The 1,196-nt window shown below is 53.0% G+C and carries 1 protein-coding gene; it reads right to left on the bottom strand.

What is annotated here, in order from left to right; genetic code table 11:
• The coding region (locus ACO6VE_RS24545) for a calcium-binding protein (RefSeq protein ID WP_422464129.1) at nt 1-1,196 on the bottom strand (1,196 nt) is incomplete at both ends.

Below are 1,196 nucleotides of genomic sequence, written 5' to 3'. Positions count from 1 at the left end.
TGCCATCGGCAAACTCAAAACTATTGATTTTGAAGTGCTCGGTAGGCTCCCGGAACCAATTCTCAATGGTGATCTGGTCACTGCCGTTACTTTGGCTGATGACCATATGATCCCCTCGACGGGCATAGGAAAGATCAATGGCGGCAATGCCTTCACCAAAACGAAGCACATCAAAAGAGGCGTTGTAATTGCTATAGGCTTCGCCCAAGCGCCGTTCAATCACCCGGTCAGCACCGTCACCCAGATTGAAAAGGTACTCATCATCGGTAAAGCCACCATATAGAGTGTCATCACCTGCACCACCTTCCAGTGTACTAAGCACACCGCGCTCCCAGGGCTGGCTGTCAACGATCAGGGTATCGTTACCGGCGTCACCTTTCAGGGTGCTGCCACTTTGCCCGGTAATGACATCATGACCTTCACCACCTGCTAAAAGACCACTGCCTTTCAGAGTGTCGTCACCTTCATTACCAAACAGGTGCCCACGACCAGACAATTTGTCATTCCCCTCTCCACCATACAGGGTGTTATTGCCGGTGAGATCGGTCAGCTCATCATCGCCTGAGCCACCATGCAGGGTGTCATCACCCCAGTCACCGTTCAGCGTGTCGTTGCCGCTGTCCCCAAAGAGCTGGTCATTGCCACCACCGCCACTGAGGTCATCATTCTGGTCACCACCGAAAAGTTGATCGCTACCGTCCTCGCCTAACAGGGTATCGACACCTTCACCACCTTCCAGGCGGTCATCGTCGTCCCCGCCTTCCAGACGGTCATCGCCCTGACCACCCAACAGAACATCCCGGCCGGTCTCACCGTAAAGCGTATCGGATCCGTGACCACCATCAATCTGATCATGGCCTCCCTGACCATGAACCACATCATCACCACTCAGTGCCGTGATCATGTCATTCTCAGCGTGAGCCAGAATCTGATCATTGGCTTCAGTGCCTTTGACCGACTGAACCAGAATGTCGTCTGTATTCCAGCGGGTTCCGTTGGCAAATGTGATGACATTAATGGCACGAAGGCTGACAGCACCGGTCTGGTCGGTAAAGTGGTTGAGGATACGAACACTGTCATTACTGTCAGCGTGACGGGTAATGAGCAGATCATCGCCCTGTCGACGAAGTAACACATCATCGTCGTTCAGGTCTTCAAAGATCAGGGTATCGATGCCGGCACTGTCTTCAATAACG

The organism is Endozoicomonas sp. ALB115 (assembly GCF_049310245.1).
Lineage (GTDB): Bacteria > Pseudomonadota > Gammaproteobacteria > Pseudomonadales > Endozoicomonadaceae > Endozoicomonas.
The sequence above is the reverse complement of the archived record's forward strand: the minus strand, read 5'-3'. Positions and strand labels throughout refer to the sequence as shown.